The organism is Desulfosarcina ovata subsp. ovata (assembly GCF_009689005.1).
GTDB classification, from domain to species: domain Bacteria; phylum Desulfobacterota; class Desulfobacteria; order Desulfobacterales; family Desulfosarcinaceae; genus Desulfosarcina; species Desulfosarcina ovata.
Genome location: NZ_AP021879.1, coordinates 1,385,411 through 1,400,334 on the forward strand (window position 1 = coordinate 1,385,411; position 14,924 = coordinate 1,400,334).

A 14,924-nucleotide genomic window follows, 5' to 3' on the forward strand; every position below is an offset into this window, starting at 1 on the left:
TCCCGGTATGCGTCGGACAGCCTGTTTATTCATCGGACATCACGGTTAAGGTCGTCGGACAATGGACGATTTATTGCGGTAAAACACGGATACCGCTCGAGTACTCATGCTTCAATGTCCGGGTTGAGAATTACACATGAGTTCGCCGACTTCGCGGATTCCATTGCAGGCGGCTGAACCGATTTCGAGGGATTTCACGGGAATCTTCCGATTGTTTCATGGGAACATCGGGCCGCTTCATGGGAAAATGCGTATCGGAGACGAATGGAGGGGAAAGCGAGCACCGGAACAGCCCGATCCGTTATGGCGGAATCGGCCGGCGCCTCAACATGGTCTCTTGATAACCAGTGCGCGGCCCTCATGCCGCCGCGTCATGGTTCCAATGGGGCACAATATGATGACATGCTATCCAGTGGAGGGCTTTCAAAAACCAGCAGCCGGACAGCGTACATCCTATGATTGGCTTCAAGGTGTCAGGTTGGTGCGGTTATATCGCCGAAGATTGGCCTGAAGATGCATCTATTTCAGCAAGGCGACTGGAAAGCAATGAGATGTTTCGTTGGGCAATCATCTGGCACATCTCTAAAATGGCTTTAATTTCATCCGGTGTGACATTGAGCCGAAGTTTCCAACGGGCCATGAATTTTCCTTCGTCCGGCAGCATCGGATCAAGCAGGGGATAGGATACCGTGAGTTTTTGCTGCAGCGAATCGATCTCTTCTGGAGCGTTGATATCAAATAACTCCATCAAGACTTATATTTAAAGTGCAATACGCCTCAATTTAAAGAGCGAAATGCATTCAAAATATAACCATTCCAATCCGTGCCTGTCCCGGCAAATGAAATCCTTTTTGGTGGGGGTTCGTCCTGCCTCCGGGAAAACAAAAAAGCCCCGATTCCGAAAAGGGCGCGGAGCCGGGGCTTTTTTTAATCATGCAGCAATGTCGGTATTCGATTCCATTTCATCATCCGAGTCGACAGCGGCGACCAGATGGTTCAGCACTTGATTTGCCAAGGGCTGCGACATATTGAAGGCTTTCATGAATTTTTCTTCTCTTTTTTCGTCACTCGCATCCCGGCTCCAGTCGAACAGGTAGGCTGCCTGCGGCTGGATATCGAGGCCCAGACCGCTTTTGACCAGTCCTACGGTAAGCTCGGCCTCCAGTTCAACGTCGCTTCGGTTATCATTGCCGTCGGTGTGTCCGAGCATGATGTGGGCATATTCATGGATCAGGACATCCAGATCCTCGCCGGTATCGAGTGCGCTGTCTACGAATATGGTCTTTTTCCTGGCCATGCCACCGGCTGAACCGAGATCCTTGTGGGCGACTTCGATGCCGCTGTCGGTAACCAGGCCGGTCATGGCGGTCGAAAGCTTTTCAAGATTTTCGCCTTGAGCGGAATAGACCTTTTTCTTGGTTTCGGTGCGGTTTTCAAGCATCCGTTCGATCCTTGCCACCCGGTCGCCTCTGGTCTGGGAGTAATCCCACACATAGACCGGTCTGAACAAGACGAAAGACGGTTCCTCATTTTGGTCCCCATGATCGATCCGCTCATCCGTCTTTTTTCGAGACTCGCTTTTTTCGGTCTTTACCGGAATCGGTGCGAATATCAAAATGCCTTTCTCGCCTTTTTGAACAAACCGCCGGTATTTGGTTTTCCATACACAAAAACCTTCGGTCCAAATGGCTTCCCTTTTCTGGGCATGGACCAGAAGAAGGTTGTTGGATGAGTAGTTCCTGCCGAAAAGCATCAGGTTTGCGATGCCATTGAACCAGTTCCGGATCTCGTCGATGTGTTGAAGATCCAGGATGGTTTGGAGAGTTTGTTTCATCTTCTCTTTGTAGTCGATCTTTTTCGCATGTTTTCTGGCTTTTTTTGCTGCCATGGCAGTTCTCCTTTAAAGAGCGGGCATGGCAGATCCCGCAAAGGGGACATGTCATGCCTGCTCCCCTGTTGCGGGTTGATGTGGATGTCTGGCTGTTTTTAGAGTTGATCCAGAAAGCGCCTGGCTTCATTTTTCAGATTGTTCATCACGCCCCTGTCGCTGAAACTGTAGTAATTGGTGCTGGTCATATCGACGATCACATGATCGTGCACGGTGATGTCCAGCAGTTTGGCGACGGCAATGATTTTTTTGGTTATGAGCATGTCATCGGCGGACGGGTCCAGTGTGCCCGAGGGGTGATTGTGTCCGATGATCACCGCCGAAGCGCTGGCCGCGATGGCCGGCTTGAACACCTCCCTCAGGAAGGTTGGCGAGCAAGTGATCGAACCCACGGAGATAACATTGGTACCCACCACCTTGTTTCGAGCATTGAGCATGACGATGATCAGTTGCTCCCGGTCGTCCTGACCGCACGAGGAGATGGTTTTGTAAACCAAATCGGCACCCAGTACGGCATTTGATATCGTCCCTTCGTATTGGATGGCCTTGTCCCGTATCATCGATATTCTGTAGGCGTAGGTGACATGTTTTTTGACCGGGTCGTTTGCATCTTTCTTTTTCACTGGCTTTCCTCCTTTTAAATTCATGAAAGGAGGGATCTTCCCAATGAGGGGAGATGGCCTCCCTTCATCGGGGTCTGTTTTTTGGATAGGGTCGCAGCTTCTGTCAGGACAGGCGATGCGGTTTCAGGGCCTTTGCGGCAACACACCTTGCATCGGGATTAAAAGGGGATATCGCCCATACTGCCGGTTTCCATGGATGCGCTCGGAATCATATGATTTTCTAAAGCGCCGGCATCAGCCATTTTCGAATCGAGCATCTCCATGTGCGAGGCGATCACTTCGGTGGTGTAGCGGGTGATGCCGTCCTTTTTCCATGCTCGTGTCTGAAGCCGGCCCTCAATGCAAATCTGCCTGCCTTTTTCCAGGTAGCGCTGACAACTTTCGGCCAATTTGCCAAGGGCAACGATGCGGTGCCATTGGGTTTCGTAGCCGTCTCCTTTTTTCTCATTGGTTGCCAGGGAAAAATTGGCGACCGCCAAACCATCTTTGGTGTAACGGATTTCAGGGTCGATACCCAGGCGACCGATATAAATGGCCTTGTTCACACCGAGGTTGGCTCCCGATCCCAGCGCAATTATTTTGTATGCGATGATTTCCGCGGAGTGCCTTGGTACGCCGTCTTGTTCCCATGTCCTTTTCCTTGTCTTGCCCTCGACATAGACCAGCCCGCCTTTTTTCAAAAGAGAGCCGCAGATTTCGGCAAGCTTGCCGAAGGCGATGATGCGGTGCCATTCGGTTTGGGAGTTGTCCTTGATTTTTTCGGTTGTTGCCAGATCGAGATTGGTGATGGCAAGATCCTCGGTGGTGTAACGAACCTCGATATCTTTGCCCAGATTTCCAACCAGAATCGCCTTGTTCATGTTTTTCTCCTTTTGTTTGTTGGTTTAGTGCAAAGGCCGGGTCCACTGTTTGGTCTCGCCGTTGAACCGGAAGCCGGAGGCTTTTAAAACCCCGCGGTGCCTGTAGATCACGCCCTTTTCTCCTTCGGCCACCACAAGATGTCCGTCGTCGATTTTGATACCGATTCCGATCTCTTCCAAATAACCGAAATCATCGATCTTGGAGGGGTCGGACGATTTCCGGTTGCCGGGGGATGGTTTCCGATTCCTTGGGGCAGCCTTTCCGTTGGTCTTTGCGGACGCTTTGTTTTCGGCTTTTTCGATCTCCCGGCCGTTTGTCAGTGCCGCGTATAGCTCATCTGCGGAACAGAACTCGCCACCGCCGAATCCGGCTGAGAAAAGGGCTCGCCCGATCGCCGAGGTCTCGCAGTTTTCAACTGCCGATGTCCGGTTGACAAAGCCGGCGGATCTGACCTCTTCAGCCGTGCCCTTTGCAACGACGACCCCTTCGGGATTGATGATGGCCGCATTGCACAGCACCGTATCCTCTTTTGGAAACGAGATTTCGGGAACGATCTGCCATCCTGAATCCACCGGGAACTTGTCGCGAAACTTGCGGACGCGTTCGGCCACGGTTTCGTAATGTTTTCCATTACCCTGTTTGTCTTTGATAACGACTGCCATGATGGTCTCCTTTCGGTTTTTCCCAAAGGGAGACAACTTGCCCATAAAGGGAGTGTGTCTCCCTTATGGGATGGTTGTTGTTAAACGGTCGGCCGAAGCTCAAGGCGGCAAAAGCGCGTTAGGGCTCGGCGTTTTGACTGGATCGATTCCGGTTGATGTTCTCAACGGGATGGGATGAATGGGAAAGGTATCTTATGGAAAACAGTCGGCTGGCGACACCTTCCAATTATATAAAATGGTACTATGAAACCGTGAGGACGGTGTATGGTGTGGTTTTTTTAAATTTTTCGAACAGATCCGGATGGGCCGATTTGAACGCCTTGGAATCAAGGGTTTCCTTTTTCCTTTCGGATACCTCGATAAGGGTTTTTCCGGCCCGGCCTGTCCTGAATTGTCCCAAAAACCGCTGGATCCTTGCCTTTGCTTGAAACGACAGCGATTTACCCTCCCTTTCGAGAAGTTTGGCGTCCATGTACCGATCGACATCCTTCTGGATGGGACTCAGATCCACCACCGATGAACCGTCCACGAAAAATGCCGGACAATTTTCACGGTATTGGCAGTACGAGCAGAGGGCGGACCTGTTGGTTTTCAGGTTTTGGATATCCTTGTTTTGCAGCGATTGCCAGATGCGGTCGGCCGAGGCCTCCAGTTCCCTGAATATCAAGGGGTTGTGCTTGTATCCGTTAAAAATGCGGACGTCACCGGTTTGAAGATCCATAGCGATTACCGCACCCTTGATTTTCTTTTTACGGTGATTCAGCGCCAGCAGCCCCATCTGGTAGTAGATCTGTTTTTCCCAGCCGTCGTAGGGTTCTTTCGGAATAAACGATACGCTCTTGCATTCCAGAACCCCGATTTCGTTTCTATTGGTGAATGTAAAATCCAGATGGGCTCTTACGTGCGATTTTTCCGGATGAATCGATTCAAGCTGGGACACGTGGTTGATGTTGCCGTTTTCCAAAGCCTCTTTAACGATGCTTTCAACGAGATCACCGCGCTTGAAACGGACCAGGGTCTCGAACGATTTTTGCGAAGGGGTCAATTTTTCAAGACACCCTTTGCGTTCGCACCCAAGATCCGAAGCACCGACATAGGTTGACCGGTCTCCGAGTTCATCCTTGGGCTGCTGAAGACTTTTTTGAATGATTGATTTCAGATCCATGGTTTCCTCCTTGCGTCGTTGATGGACAGGAAGAGAAAACCTTTCCCCGTCAGGGAAAAAAGGGCCTCTCCCTGTCCGGGTTGGTATGATGTTTCTGGTATTCACAAATTCCCGTTTCACCGATAAAACGACTTCCCGAGCAAAAGCTGGCAAACACCGCATATGAGGCATCCAAAAACATCCGGGGCGGATATTTTGGATAATCGTTTTATCTGACCGCTGTCGGGCGCCACAAAGGTGTTTTTGTGTGTCCGTTGTCCCGAATAATCGGGCTGCATCAATAGAATTAAAATATTCTATGAGCAAATAAATCGATGAACCCGCCTTCACCGGCGGGATATGGACTTCAAGGTGTCCCGTTTCGAAACTCGTCTGAAAATGGGACAGAGCTATGGCTTTATTATTAATAATAGGATGGGGGTAAAATTGTTAAACGCCGGGAAAGTCCACGATGGAATAAAACCAGACCGCCCTTTCCATACGATCTTGGATAACTCACTTTTTTTATTGACATATTTGTTCTTCTGAGTTTATTCTTGGCCAAAATCAACGCCCTATCATCCTCAAGAGCAAAATAATCAGGAGCGCCTGCCGCATGAACAAGATCGAACTGATCCAAGCCCTTAAGGACACCAATAGTTTATCAAAAACAGAAGCTGAAAGAGTCGTGGCCCTGTTTTTCACTGAAATGTCAGATGCACTGGCGAGAGGTGAGCGGGTCGAAATCCGTGGGTTCTGTTCGATTTTCGTCAAGGAATACAAATCGTACACCGGGCGCAACCCTAAAACGGGTGAACAAGTACAAATTGCTCCGAAGAAATTGCCCTTCTTCAAACCGGGCAAGGAATTGAAGGAACGTGTTGATCGATCAATAATTACCCCAAACCAATACCAAGGAGGCCGCATGACCAAAGCTGAACTTATCGAGAAAATCGCCAAGGATGCCGACATCCCCAAAACCACAGCTAAGGCGGCACTGGATGGCATCAAGAAAGGACTAAAGAAAAAGAACAGCAAGGTCACCCTGATCGGATTTGGGACTTTTCGGAATGTTTATAGGAAAACCCGGATGGGCCGTAATCCCCAGACCGGCGAAAAGATGAAAATCAAAGGGCGTAGTGTGGTAACGTTCAAGCCGAGCAAAAACCTACCATAGCAGACTTCATTTTGTCATCCAAGGTGGGCCATGAGCGTGGTCCACCTTGTTGGCAATCACTTCAGCTTTCCATTTCGTATCTTTAACATACTGCTATTATTTGTATTTTTCATTTTATGGCAAGTTACCACAATAAAATTAGTCGCAAAAAAATTGCAGATTACATCCAAGCCATCCATCTATTTACATGGCTAATCATCTTATAGTCTTTGTTCATAATAGATGTCGGACCATCGCAAGGGTCTGTGGTTTATCCACATCATACAAAGTCACTAAAAAGATCAAAACCCTGTTTGAAAACGACCGGGACAATCCCGAGTTGAAGGACTACAGCCAGCTGCTGCTGGATATGGCCGTGGTCAGCGAGGGCGGCAAGCTGGACAACCCGGCCGGTTTTTCGAAAATGGTGGGCGATCTAATGTCCCGGGCCATGGGATAAGGGACACGGCCCTAAGACTGCAAGGCACGGTCAGGCCACCCTATGCCGGGCGGCCTGACTGGCTTATCACCGATTCCGCCTGTTTAATGCCTGCGTTTATTCCACCGCATACTTGAAAGACAGATCCACCCGGGCGCGAAAAGCTGTTACCTTGCCATCTTCCACCTTCATATCCAGTTTCGTAATTTCCGCCACCCGCAGATCCTTCAAGGATTTGGAGGCAGTTTCCACTGCGTTTTTAGCCGCCTCCTCCCAGGAAGTCTGACTTGTTCCCACCAGTTCAATGACTTTGTAAATGCTTTCGCTCATGATTTCCCCCTTGTTAGCTTACGGTTAATAAAACGGAATACCGCTGAAACGAACCTTTCATTTCAACGGATGGTCCCGTGGTCAAGCAATGACACTCTTCACCTGCATAGCAGGTGGTCTCAGGAAGCCCCCTTAGAAGGGGGCGTTGACGTTGGGAAAGCCCCGTTGGGGCTTGGTTTCAGGTCCTATTCAAAAGCCAGTTCCATCTGTTGTTTATCAAGCTTGTTGGTGATCAGAAAAGCCCGGCCTCGAATCGGGCCTTTCTGTCCGGAAAATTGTTGAGAATCTGCGGTTTAGTGTAGATATTTGTTGCGCTTCTTGGCAATCGACTCTGCAGCTTTAATGAGCGGGTAGGCAGTTGGCGCCGCCGTTAATAGGGGGTGCGTCCCGATCTGAGATGTCAACAGCGCATCCACTGTCATACTATTTTGGATCATAAAGCCGATCAGGTTGATTAGTTCTCCTGTCGATTTTCCACCAAACATTTCCCCACCCAGTATAATTCCGGAATCGAGCGAAGCGATCAATTTTATGATTTGTTTATGAGTACCCGGCAAGGTGGCCGGATGCCGATCCACACCTTCAAACAACCCCGTCAAAATTTCGAAACCTCTTTCATTGGCAAGGTTTTCGGTTACACCGGCGGCACCAAACGCATCATCACCGATGGCGGTACAAAAAATTGAAATGGTGCCTGTAAAAGATCGAACGGTGGACAGTTTATAAAGATTCATGCCCGCGATCCGTGCTTCGGCGCACGATGTGGATGCAAGCATGGTCAGTTTCGGTGTTCGGGTAACGAAACTGAATTTTTCGGCACAATCCCCGACTGCTAAAATATCCGGATGGTCTGTTCGCATATATTCGTTTACCTTGATAAATCCCATCTCGTTGATCTTCAGGCCGGCCTCTTGGGCAAGTGCCGTATTGGGTTGATATCCCACCGACAGGATGACCGCATTAGCCTCTATGATTTCACCATCGTCCAACAATACGCCGGATACGCTCCGGTCTCCGAGGATTTTTTTTACACCCTTTCCACAGGTTACCTTTACCCCTCTGGAAATAAGGGCTTTTTCTGCCAGGATGGCAAGTCCTTTATCGAAGGCAAGGCTTAACACATTGGGCAATAGCTCGACGATTGTGACATCCTTTCCGGATTTAGCAATCTCGTCTGCCATTTCAACCCCAATGAAACCTCCCCCAACCACCACCACTTTATCACATCCCTCTATTTCAGCTATTTGTTTATCTAAGTATTCTTTATTCTTGGGGATAAAAAAAACATTGTTCAGGTCCAAGCCTTTCAGCCATTGAGGCTTGGCGGGGTTCGATCCGGTTGCAAAAATAAGCTTTTCAAAACCGATTTCCGATTCATCTGACAATCTGCAGATCTTTTTTTCCTGACTGAAGTTTGACAGTTTGACCCGGAAATCGGTCGTTTGAGCTTCGTAACTCATTGAAATTATACAACCGCACCAAAAATTCTCGCCAAAAGGTAGTGCCACAGAATCGAGGCTTAGTTATTGACTGGCAATGCTTTGAAGGATAAATTCAGGGTGTCTCTTCAAAAGGAGCCGCCCATGTTCGCTCGCGTCAAAAAGTCCGGTAACCATCAGTATCTGCAAATCGTCGAGAACCGTAAAGAAAAAGGCAAAGTCAAGCAGCGCGTCGTCGCCACGGTAGGCCGCATGGACCGGTTACAGGAAAAGGGCCGTGTCGAAACCCTCATCCGCTCGTTGTCCCGCTTTTCGGAGCAAACCATGCTGATCCTTTCCGGCAAAAGCGATCTGGCTGCCGATGCCAAAAAGATCGGACCGGTGCTGATATTCGAGCGGTTGTGGAAAGAGACCGGTATCCAGGCGGCTATTGTGCGGTCGCTGAAAGGCCGTCGTTTCGAGTTCAATGTCGAGCGAGCCATTTTTCTCACTGTGCTGCACCGGTTGATGGTATCGGGTTCGGATCGATTCTGTCATCGTTGGTGCCGGGACTACATCATTGACGGGATCGATGACCTGGATCTTCACCACCTGTATCGGGCGATGGGCTTTTTGGGTGAACAGATCGAGGACCAGGACGGGGCAACGCCTTTCTCGCCCCGCTGCAACAAGGATCTGATCGAAGAGTCGATCTTCTCCCATCGCCGGGATCTGTTCACCCATCTCGATCTGGTATTTTTCGATACCACCTCGATCTACTTCGAAGGCCGGGGCGGTGAAAGTATCGGCCAGCGGGGTTTTAGCAAAGACCATCGGCCCGATCTGCCCCAGATGGTTGTTGGCGCGATTCTCGATGACAAGGGTCAGCCCATTTGCTGCGAGATGTGGCCAGGCAATACCGCCGATGTTAAAACACTTTTGCCGATCGTAAAGCGGCTCAAGACGCGGTTTAAGATCGGGCGGATTTGCATTGTTGCCGACCGGGGTATGATCAGCGCCAATACGATCAAGCAACTCGAATCGAAAGACAGTCCGATTCCGTACATTTTGGGTGCCCGCATGCGAAAAGTCAAAGAGATCCGGGATCGGGTATTATCCCAGCCGGGCCGTTATAAACAAGTCCGTCCCGAAAGCTATGACCGCAACAAGCCGGCGCCCTTGAAAGTCAAACAGGTGGAGATCGATGGCAATCGGTACATCGTATGCGTCAACACCCGCCAGCAACGCAAAGACGCCGCCGACCGCGAGGCCATCGTTTCAGCTCTGACCAAGCAACTCAAAAAAGGTCCCAAAAGTCTAGTCGGCAACAAAGGCTATCGCAAGTATCTGAAGCTCGAGAAGAACAGCGCCTGCATCGACAAAGACCGCATCAAGTATGAAGCCCGTTTCGATGGCAAGTGGGTGCTGCGGACCAATACGGATCTTCCTGCCGATCAGGTAGCACTCAAGTACAAGGAACTGTGGCAAGTAGAAAAAGTCTTTCGGGACGTCAAATCCCTACTTACCACCCGCCCGATTTTTCACCAGAAAGACAGCACGATCCGGGGCCATGTGTTTTGCAGCTTTCTGGCGCTGGTCCTTCGCAAGGAACTGGACCGCCGTCTATTGAAGAAAGGCCACCGTTTCGAGTGGGCCGAGATCAAGCAGGACCTGAAGGCGCTACAACGGGTAACCATCGAAGAAGACGGCTGGCGCCTTTCGATCCGAAGCCGTAGCCAGGGCGTATGCGGCAAAGTCTTCCAGTGCGTCGGTGTTGCCCTGCCGGCAACGATACAGGAGGCGTAGACCTAACCGAAAACAGAAAAAGGTAGTGCCAAGACTATTTTTGCGTCTTATAGCGTATTGAAATATCAGAATATTTTAAAATCAACTGTCAAACTTGAGCCTGACTGATTGAAACCGCTTCACCGATGACCAATTCCACTCCGGCATTTGCCAGTACTGCATCAGGAACAATGTTTTGGTCGCTACTCTCCAATGTTCCAAACATATAAGGAATGCCGCAAGGAACAAGAACATTTTTTTCTTTCCGAATCAGTACGATTTTTTTATCTGGGTTAAAAGATTTTGAAGTGGTTGCAGCTACAATACCCGCTGCACTACCGCCAATGACCAGCACATCCGTTTTCTGCATTTATAGTTCCTCTTCTTTAAAAAGGTTTAGGGAATGAAAATAGCCTTCGCAGGCCAAAATTAATTTGAGCACCACTAGTACAATTATCAAAATTCGATTACCGGTTATATAACCCATACCGCCATCTGATCGGCCAGCCTCAATACCTTGTCGCTGACCCGGCCGATGAAAATCGCATCAAAAAACGTGATCATCCCACGACGTCCCACGACAACACTGCCGAAATGGTTCTCCATAGCTTCCTGAACAAGGCAGGTCGACCGATTCCTGTCAACAGCATGAATCTTGATTGAGATCCGGTCAGGTGCTACTCCTTCGGTCAATAGTCTGCTGCGGGCAACTTCGAGCTGCGCGCCGATCTGGTTAACTCCGGTTTCAATGGAATCTTCGATATTTTCAGGAATGAAGAACGTCTTGTTCCCTACCCAGAACTTTTCATCGTTGGTAATTATGCTGTAAAGATGCAGGTGGTGGTCCGAGGCCCCCACCAGTGCACCAACGCTTGCCACGCCTTTCATGGCCCCATGGCTGCCGTTAAAGGCCACCAGCAGGTGTTTCGTGTCGGGATTGCCGCCCACCACCACAACGGGAATATGTCTGATCTTGGCCACTAGTTTCATGGCTGCGCTCTTTGCCAACCAGTCTCTTAACCGGCTCAACCCAGTGCGTCCCACAATGATGGCATGGTACCCGTCGTAGGATTCCTTGATGATATCCTGGGTGATCCCCAATTTCTTGGCCGAAGTCTTAATGGCAATGGCCGATTCGGGGAAGCCTTTTTGCTTGAAGTAGACCAAAGCACTGTCCATGATGTCGGTGATTTCTCTCTTTTGTTCGGTGGCCCAGCGCTTCACTCCGGTTACCCTATGTTTATAATGGGGATAGGCATCCAGGTCGGAAAAGAGATCGAGCAGTTGTTCCCGAACATGAAATAGCACTATGTGAGTGCGGTCCGTAGGGAAGACATTAGCGGTGTACCGAGCGGCCGATAAAGACTGCTCGCTGCCGTCGATAGCCACAAGAATTTTATTCTGGAAAACGGTTTCTTTCACCCAATTCCTCCTGATGATTTTGTATTAGACGGATGTACCAATTAACACTCTGGTTCCAATGGCAAAAATCAAAACACCTATCGGATTCCACCACATCCTGCACATCCTGTCGATTATTCAGGATCAATCCCGCGCCTACCCCCGCCACTCCGTATCATCCACCGTGGTTTTGAAATCCGGTTTGATCAAATCAGGTAATTCTTCTTTGGCAGCAACAAGGATATCCTTCTCCGACGGAATGCCGACGAAAACCAAACGGTTTCTGGGACATTTCTTGGCTGCCAACAGTCCGGACTCCAGATTTTCATGGGTGTAGCTGTCGTAGTCAATAGTGGACAGGTTGTTCTGGACGGTGAACATGCCCGACGTCCGTTCACAGGCCCGGCACCCCATACAGCCCACCTTGCAGACCGCCTTGACGTCCTTTCCGGCGTCGTGGTTGGAGCACTGCACCACCAGCATCCGGTCGCTCTTGAAGGGTGCCATCGTGATGATGTTGCGGGGGCAGACCTTGGCGCAGGCGCCACAACCCACGCACGTCGAATAATCCACCCGGGCCAGCCCGTCATCAATATGGATGGCATCAAAATCACAGGCCCGGGTGCAGTCACCGAACCCGAGGCAGCCGTAAGTGCATCCCTGGACATCGGTCACCAGGTTGGCCGGTCCGCAGCGCTGCTCACCGATGTAAGGGCTGCGCCCCAGCCGGTCGCCGGTGCGGGCACCGCAGTGGACCACCGGACGCCAGGGATAGCTGACGGCGGCCTCCACCCCCATGACTGCTGCAAGTGCTTCCGTACAGCTTTTCCCCCCCACGGTGCACAGGTTCACCGGCGCATCATCCAACACGATGGCTTCGGCGTATTCGCCGCAGCCCACATATCCGCAGCCGCCACAGTTGGCGCCGGGCAGCACATCGATGGATGCATCCACCCGCGGATCCACTTCCACATGAAAGGCCCGATTGGCCCACCCCAATACGAATGACAGCACCAGCGCCATGGCGAGCATGGTGGTGGCGGCCAGTCCGATAATTACCCAGGACATGATTCCCCTCGTAGTATATTGGCAGGACCTTCAATCGGTGTTGAGACTCGGTGAAAGTCGAAAGCCTTTGAAAGGGTCTTCTCTTCCGGTGGTGCCGGAGCAGGCACGGATGTTGATGTTTCCGTCACTGCCGGTTTTGCGGTCATGGCTTCCCGGAGACCCGAATCCACCCCGGTGAAACCCATGAACGCCATGGCCAGGATCCCTCCCACCACCAGGGTAATGGCGGCGCCCCGGAACGGTTTGGGCACATCGCATAACTCCAGTTCCTCCCGGATGCCGGCCATGATGACGATTGCAATGGTAAAGCCCGCGCCGCCGAAAAAGGCCAGGGTCAGGGCCCGGCCCAGGTCCCACCGGTCCGCCGGGTTCTCCGCGCCCACCACGTGGCTCATGATGGTCAGACAGGCGAAAAGGATGGCGCAGTTGGTGGTGATCAACGGCAAAAACACACCGAAGGCCTTGTAGAGCAAGGGAAAAAACCGGCGCACGTACATCTCCACAAACTGCACCGACGAGCTGATGGCGAAGATATAGACAATATAGCTCAAGATGGTCAGGTCCACCCGGGCCGCCGTCTCGGCCGGCATGAAAAGGCTCGCCGCCAGTCGGGTGAGCGGGGCGCCGGGCATGAGCACGAAGGTGGTGATGGTCCATGCGATGAAGGCGGCAATGGTGATGACAAAGGTCACCGCGCACCCCATGCCCACAGCCATTCCCACGTGCCGGGAAACACCAATAAAGGGGCAGATACCCACGAAATAGTACAGGACGAAGTTGTTGATCAGGGCCGCGCCCAGGGCGATGAGCAGTATATCGATTAGATAATTCATGGGATCGTTTTTCCCTAAGCTATCTTCTTACCGCCCTTGCGGGCGGTAATCCAGTTGATGGTTCCCAGCAGCAGACCGAAGGTGAGAAAGGCGCCGGGAGGAAGCACCATGATCACCCAGTCCGGCCATACTGCCGGCATGACCCGCAGTCCGAACAGGGATCCGGTACCCAGAATTTCTCGAATGGCGGCAATGCTGGACAGGGCCAAGCCGAACCCCAAACTCTGGCCCACGGCGTCAGCCGCGGCAACGAAAGGGGACTGCTTGGACGCACACACCTCACATCGGCAGATGATGATGCAGTTGACGATAATCAGCGGAATGTAAGGCCCCAGGGTTTTGCTCATCTGGTAAAGGTAGGCCGCCAGAAACCGGTCCGCGATGGTGACGAAGGTGGCGATGGTCAGGGTAAAAACCACGATGCGCAGGTACGGTTTGAGCAGGTTGCGGATCAGGCTGATAATCACGTTGGCACAAAGCAGCACGAACCCCACGGCACCGGCCATGGTGACGGCAGCCATGAGGCTGTTGGTCACCGCCAGGGTGGGACACAACCCAAGCAGCTGGCGATAGACCGGGTTTTCCGGCAGGATGCCCTGGATGAACCGCTCGGCGGCGGTGGGCTGGTCAGCCATTGTCCTTGCCCCCTTTCGCGGCAGCAGACGGACCGGCGGTGAGCGGTTTTCGCAGGTCGCCGATGGCCGTGTTGATCATGGCGGTCACACTTCTGGATGAGATGGTGGCGCCGGTCACCGCATCGATTTCACCGGGCCGGGAGGCACCGGTTTTCACCACTATCAGGGGCCTGTCCGCCGGGGCATCGATGAACTGTCCCCGCCATGTATCGGTAATGATCTTGTTGCCCAGACCGGGGGTCTCTTTCTGATCCAGAACAAACAGGCCGGTGATGGTGCGAAGATCCGGGGAAAGCCCAAGCAGCAGTTCGATGGTGTCCGCGTAGCCCTGGCCCTTGGTTTTCACCACCCACCCTTTCAGGCCATCCTGGTACCGCGCCTCGTATACGCTGTAGAATTTAACCCGACCCGACTTTTTCACGGTCACCTGGCGGGGAACAATCTCCAGTGTCTGGTTTTCGGTTGCCATCTTGGCTGCCAAAAAGTTTCCCAGCACCAGCTCGGGCACCTTCTCCTGGGTTTCATTGATTTTGTTACTCTCGATTACCGGCCCCAACGCCAGCTGCACGCCGGCCAGGGAAACGCCGAATCCCACCGCCAGCACCAGCACCAGCCAGGCCTGCACGAAACTGCTTTTTCTCAGTCCGCCGGGTTTCTTGTTTTCAGCATCCATCGTCATCG

At 51.7% G+C, this 14,924-nt stretch carries 16 protein-coding genes and 1 pseudogene; 3 read left to right on the forward strand and 14 right to left on the reverse strand.

Annotation, left to right across the window (positions count from 1 at the left end):
- Positions 1–487 precede the first annotated feature (487 nt).
- From GN112_RS06125 to GN112_RS06150, 6 genes are all read right to left on the reverse strand, one after another.
- Positions 488–748 carry a hypothetical protein gene (locus tag GN112_RS06125; protein WP_155309416.1) on the reverse strand — a complete coding sequence of 87 codons (261 nt, stop codon included), beginning with the start codon at positions 746–748 and terminating at the stop codon, positions 488–490.
- A 183-nt stretch (positions 749–931) separates the two neighbouring features.
- Positions 932–1,888 (reverse strand): hypothetical protein, encoded by a 957-nt coding sequence (locus GN112_RS06130; protein WP_155309417.1) that lies wholly within the window; start codon positions 1,886–1,888, stop codon positions 932–934.
- Between the two features lie 98 nt (positions 1,889–1,986).
- Positions 1,987–2,511, reverse strand: coding sequence for a JAB domain-containing protein (locus tag GN112_RS06135; protein ID WP_162458807.1), 525 nt, complete (start codon positions 2,509–2,511; stop codon positions 1,987–1,989).
- 158 nt (positions 2,512–2,669) lie between these two features.
- Positions 2,670–3,371 carry a single-stranded DNA-binding protein gene (locus GN112_RS06140; protein ID WP_155309419.1) on the reverse strand — a complete coding sequence of 234 codons (702 nt, stop codon included), beginning with the start codon at positions 3,369–3,371 and terminating at the stop codon, positions 2,670–2,672.
- A gap of 24 nt (positions 3,372–3,395) precedes the next feature.
- Positions 3,396–4,034: a hypothetical protein gene (locus GN112_RS06145; RefSeq protein ID WP_155309420.1), complete on the reverse strand. Its 639-nt coding sequence runs from the start codon at positions 4,032–4,034 to the stop codon at positions 3,396–3,398.
- A 241-nt stretch (positions 4,035–4,275) separates the two neighbouring features.
- The gene (locus GN112_RS06150) at positions 4,276–5,199 is read right to left on the reverse strand and encodes a hypothetical protein (RefSeq protein ID WP_155309421.1); all 924 of its coding nucleotides are present in this window, start codon (positions 5,197–5,199) and stop codon (positions 4,276–4,278) included.
- 595 nt (positions 5,200–5,794) lie between these two features.
- On the opposite strand from GN112_RS06150, the pseudogene GN112_RS33930 reads away from it, so the two are divergent.
- Together GN112_RS33930 and GN112_RS33935 are read left to right on the forward strand one after the other, a co-directional pair.
- Positions 5,795–6,064, forward strand: a pseudogene (locus GN112_RS33930) (HU family DNA-binding protein); the annotation flags it as partial.
- A 39-nt stretch (positions 6,065–6,103) separates the two neighbouring features.
- Positions 6,104–6,355, forward strand: coding sequence for an HU family DNA-binding protein (locus tag GN112_RS33935; protein WP_197743469.1), 252 nt, complete (start codon positions 6,104–6,106; stop codon positions 6,353–6,355).
- 535 nt (positions 6,356–6,890) lie between these two features.
- Here the strand turns inward: GN112_RS33935 and GN112_RS06160 are convergent.
- Entirely contained in the window at positions 6,891–7,103 is a 213-nt protein-coding gene (locus GN112_RS06160) for a dodecin family protein (RefSeq protein ID WP_155309423.1), read from the reverse strand.
- 293 nt (positions 7,104–7,396) lie between these two features.
- Complete coding sequence (locus tag GN112_RS06165) at positions 7,397–8,563, reverse strand: FAD-dependent oxidoreductase (RefSeq protein ID WP_155309424.1); 1,167 nt, start codon at positions 8,561–8,563, stop codon at positions 7,397–7,399.
- 123 nt (positions 8,564–8,686) lie between these two features.
- On the opposite strand from GN112_RS06165, the gene GN112_RS06170 reads away from it, so the two are divergent.
- Complete coding sequence (locus GN112_RS06170) at positions 8,687–10,327, forward strand: IS1634 family transposase (RefSeq protein WP_155309425.1); 1,641 nt, start codon at positions 8,687–8,689, stop codon at positions 10,325–10,327.
- 88 nt (positions 10,328–10,415) lie between these two features.
- Here GN112_RS06170 and GN112_RS06175 read toward each other — a convergent pair whose 3' ends face one another.
- The 6 genes from GN112_RS06175 to GN112_RS06200 form a co-directional block, all read right to left on the reverse strand.
- On the reverse strand, positions 10,416–10,676 hold the full coding sequence (locus tag GN112_RS06175; RefSeq protein WP_155309426.1) for an FAD/NAD(P)-binding oxidoreductase: 261 nt from the start codon (positions 10,674–10,676) through the stop codon (positions 10,416–10,418).
- Positions 10,677–10,780: 104 nt separating this feature from the next.
- Positions 10,781–11,728, reverse strand: a complete 948-nt coding sequence (locus GN112_RS06180) for a universal stress protein (protein WP_155309427.1) — start codon at positions 11,726–11,728, stop codon at positions 10,781–10,783.
- A 135-nt stretch (positions 11,729–11,863) separates the two neighbouring features.
- A complete protein-coding gene (locus GN112_RS06185) occupies positions 11,864–12,775 on the reverse strand; it encodes an RnfABCDGE type electron transport complex subunit B (RefSeq protein ID WP_155309428.1) in 912 nt (303 codons plus the stop codon).
- The gene (locus tag GN112_RS06190) at positions 12,763–13,608 is read right to left on the reverse strand and encodes an electron transport complex protein RnfA (protein ID WP_155309429.1); all 846 of its coding nucleotides are present in this window, start codon (positions 13,606–13,608) and stop codon (positions 12,763–12,765) included. Before GN112_RS06190 ends, GN112_RS06185 begins: the two co-directional genes overlap by 13 nt.
- A 14-nt stretch (positions 13,609–13,622) precedes the next feature.
- Positions 13,623–14,243: an electron transport complex subunit RsxE gene (gene rsxE, locus GN112_RS06195; RefSeq protein ID WP_155309430.1), complete on the reverse strand. Its 621-nt coding sequence runs from the start codon at positions 14,241–14,243 to the stop codon at positions 13,623–13,625.
- A complete protein-coding gene (locus GN112_RS06200; RefSeq protein ID WP_155309431.1) occupies positions 14,236–14,922 on the reverse strand; it encodes an RnfABCDGE type electron transport complex subunit G in 687 nt (228 codons plus the stop codon). Before GN112_RS06200 ends, rsxE begins: the two co-directional genes overlap by 8 nt.
- Between the last annotated feature and the right edge of the window lie 2 nt (positions 14,923–14,924).

What these genes read in the sequence shown, in the direction of transcription:
- GN112_RS06190 (WP_155309429.1), bottom strand. Translation starts at nt 13,608, where the DNA reads ATGAATTATCTAATCGATATACTGCTCATCGCCCTGGGCGCGGCCCTG.
- GN112_RS06150 (WP_155309421.1), bottom strand. Translation starts at nt 5,199, where the DNA reads ATGGATCTGAAATCAATCATTCAAAAAAGTCTTCAGCAGCCCAAGGAT.
- rsxE (WP_155309430.1), bottom strand. Translation starts at nt 14,243, where the DNA reads ATGGCTGACCAGCCCACCGCCGCCGAGCGGTTCATCCAGGGCATCCTG.
- GN112_RS06200 (WP_155309431.1), bottom strand. Translation starts at nt 14,922, where the DNA reads ATGACGATGGATGCTGAAAACAAGAAACCCGGCGGACTGAGAAAAAGC.
- GN112_RS06125 (WP_155309416.1), bottom strand. Translation starts at nt 748, where the DNA reads ATGGAGTTATTTGATATCAACGCTCCAGAAGAGATCGATTCGCTGCAG.
- GN112_RS06170 (WP_155309425.1), top strand. Translation starts at nt 8,687, where the DNA reads ATGTTCGCTCGCGTCAAAAAGTCCGGTAACCATCAGTATCTGCAAATC.
- GN112_RS06175 (WP_155309426.1), bottom strand. Translation starts at nt 10,676, where the DNA reads ATGCAGAAAACGGATGTGCTGGTCATTGGCGGTAGTGCAGCGGGTATT.
- GN112_RS06160 (WP_155309423.1), bottom strand. Translation starts at nt 7,103, where the DNA reads ATGAGCGAAAGCATTTACAAAGTCATTGAACTGGTGGGAACAAGTCAG.
- GN112_RS06165 (WP_155309424.1), bottom strand. Translation starts at nt 8,563, where the DNA reads ATGAGTTACGAAGCTCAAACGACCGATTTCCGGGTCAAACTGTCAAAC.
- GN112_RS06145 (WP_155309420.1), bottom strand. Translation starts at nt 4,034, where the DNA reads ATGGCAGTCGTTATCAAAGACAAACAGGGTAATGGAAAACATTACGAA.
- GN112_RS06140 (WP_155309419.1), bottom strand. Translation starts at nt 3,371, where the DNA reads ATGAACAAGGCGATTCTGGTTGGAAATCTGGGCAAAGATATCGAGGTT.
- GN112_RS06130 (WP_155309417.1), bottom strand. Translation starts at nt 1,888, where the DNA reads ATGGCAGCAAAAAAAGCCAGAAAACATGCGAAAAAGATCGACTACAAA.
- GN112_RS33935 (WP_197743469.1), top strand. Translation starts at nt 6,104, where the DNA reads ATGACCAAAGCTGAACTTATCGAGAAAATCGCCAAGGATGCCGACATC.
- GN112_RS06185 (WP_155309428.1), bottom strand. Translation starts at nt 12,775, where the DNA reads ATGTCCTGGGTAATTATCGGACTGGCCGCCACCACCATGCTCGCCATG.